The 2,545-nt window shown below is 54.3% G+C and carries 3 protein-coding genes; all 3 read left to right on the top strand.

The window, feature by feature from the left end:
• A partial coding sequence (locus tag KDK14_RS00225; RefSeq protein ID WP_257263003.1) for a tRNA-dihydrouridine synthase occupies positions 1-635 on the top strand: 635 nt, incomplete at its 5' end.
• Positions 632-946 (top strand): DNA-binding transcriptional regulator Fis, encoded by a 315-nt coding sequence (gene fis / locus KDK14_RS00220; protein WP_257263002.1) that lies wholly within the window; start codon positions 632-634, stop codon positions 944-946. The genes KDK14_RS00225 and fis, both read left to right, overlap by 4 nt.
• A 161-nt stretch (positions 947-1,107) precedes the next feature.
• Positions 1,108-2,545: bifunctional phosphoribosylaminoimidazolecarboxamide formyltransferase/IMP cyclohydrolase (gene purH, locus KDK14_RS00215; protein ID WP_257263001.1), on the top strand; the 1,438-nt coding region annotated here is incomplete at its 3' end.

Raw genomic sequence — 2,545 nt, 5'->3', positions numbered from 1 at the left:
TGGATATTCCGGTGGCCCTGAAGATCCGCACCGGCTGGGATCCGGACAACCGCAACGGTGTTGCCGTTGCCAAACTGGCCGAACAGTGTGGCATTGCCGCCCTGGCGGTTCATGGCCGTACCCGGGCCTGCATGTACAACGGTGAAGCAGAATACGAAACCATCGCCAACATCGTTGAGGCGGTGACGATCCCGGTGATTGCCAATGGTGACATCACCTCACCGGAAAAGGCACGGCATGTTCTGGACGTTACCGGTGCCAGCGCATTAATGATTGGCCGTGCCGCCCAGGGCCGTCCCTGGATATTCCGGGAGATCAACCACTTCCTGCAACACGGGGAGCGGCTGGCAGCACCGGATCACAATGAGGTTCAGACAATCCTTCTGGGGCATCTTGAGGCCCTGCATCAGTTTTACGGCGCCTTTTACCAAGAGAGCCACGCTGTGCGGATTGCCAGAAAACATGTGGGCTGGTACATGCAGAACCAGCCATCCGGCCTGGATTTTCGCCGGCATTTTAATAAGCTGGAATCTTCGGAAGAACAGCGCACCTGCATACGTGAGTATTTTCAGCATTTTTCAGAGTCGACTTTTGCAAAGAAGTCAAAAGGTAATGGAGAGGACATAGCGGCATGACGGCAACACAAGTCATCATAGAAGAAGGTCGTCCAGTAAATGGCCATGGGGGAAGCCTTGCCACAGCGTCGCAAATCCCGGAGTCCCAGACTCTGCGCGACAGTGTGGAAAAGTCTATGAATAACTACTTTGCCCACCTGGACGGGCAGGACGTCACCGATGTCTATCAGATGGTGCTGTCTGAAGTAGAAGCGCCTCTGCTGGAAACGGTCATGGCTTACGTCAAGGGCAATCAGACCCGTGCGGCTACGCTACTGGGCCTGAACCGGGGAACCCTGCGTAAGAAACTGAAGCAGTACGGCCTGCTTTAACTGAATCATTTTTCATTGCCATCCAATCAGTAGTTTCCAGCCAACGGACACTACTGATTGCTACTTTATCCCCTTCCCCCCTGCCAATAGCCACCATTTCCAGCTAAAATCTGCCGGGATTTTTATTCCAACTATCTATTCCAACTGGTGAGAAAGAAACAATGGCAGTCACGACACGCCCGATTCGCCGGGCCCTGATTAGCGTTTCCGACAAAACCGGCATTGTCGAATTCGCCCGGGCACTGCAACAGCATTCGGTTGAAATTCTGTCCACCGGCGGCACTTATGCACTGCTGGTAGAGAACGACATTCCTGCCATTGAGATTTCTGACTATACCGGCTTCCCTGAAATGATGGACGGCCGGGTAAAAACCCTGCACCCCAAGGTTCATGGTGGCATTCTGGGCCGCAGCGGACAGGACGAACCAATCATGGACCAGCATGGCATCCTGCCTATTGACCTGGTTGTGGTCAATCTCTACCCCTTCGGGCAAACCATTGCCCGCCCCGACTGCGACCTGACCACCGCCATTGAAAACATCGATATTGGCGGTCCAACCATGGTTCGTGCCGCTGCCAAGAACTACCGCGATACCACCATTGTGGTGAATGCCAGCGATTACCAGTGTGTACTGGACAGCCTGACTGACAATAATGGCGTGATTGACCTGGCCACCCGCTTTGACCTGGCCGTTAAGGCATTTGAGCATACGGCCAGCTACGATGGTGCCATTGCCAACTACCTGGGCACTGTCATCAACAGCGATGACGATACACCGGAAGCTTTCCCCCGCACCTTCAACAGCCAGTTTATTAAAATGGAAGATCTGCGCTACGGTGAAAACCCGCACCAGAGAGCGGCCTTTTACACGGAAAAGTACCCGCCGGAAGGTACGGTTTCCAGCGCCAGGCAACTGCAGGGCAAAACCCTTTCCTACAACAATATTGCCGATACCGATGCGGCCCTGGAATGCGTTAAGGCGTTTGATCTGCCCGCCTGTGTCATCGTCAAGCACGCCAACCCCTGTGGTGTGGCAACCGGCACAGACATTCTTGAAGCTTACAACCGCGCCTACGAAACCGACCCAACCTCTGCATTCGGCGGCATTATCGCCTTTAACCGCAAGCTGGATATGGCAACGGCCCGCACCATTATTGAACGCCAGTTTGTGGAAGTCATCATCGCCCCGGAAGTGGATGTTGAGGCAGCGGCCATTCTTCAGGATAAACAGAACATTCGGGTATTGAGCGCGGGCCAACTGCCCGAAGGGCCAACCCCTTTCCCGGATTTCAAACGGGTCAATGGCGGCCTGCTGGTTCAGGATTCCGATATCCGTATTGTTGATGCATCTGAGCTGAAAGTGGTGACGGATCGCGCCCCGACTGAACAGGAGATGGTGGACCTGCAGTTCGCCTGGAAAGTGGCCAAATTTGTCAAGTCCAATGCCATTGTCTATGCCAGAAACGCACAGACCATCGGTATCGGTGCTGGCCAGATGAGCCGTGTCTACAGCGCCCGAATAGCCGGCATCAAGGCAGCAGACGAAGAGCTTGAAGTTCGTGGATCCGTAATGGCGTCCGTAGCCTTTATATGTCATG

The sequence above is a fragment of the Endozoicomonas sp. ONNA2 genome (assembly GCF_024606365.1).
Classification (GTDB): domain Bacteria; phylum Pseudomonadota; class Gammaproteobacteria; order Pseudomonadales; family Endozoicomonadaceae; genus Endozoicomonas.
The sequence above is the reverse complement of the archived record's forward strand: the minus strand, read 5'-3'. Positions and strand labels throughout refer to the sequence as shown.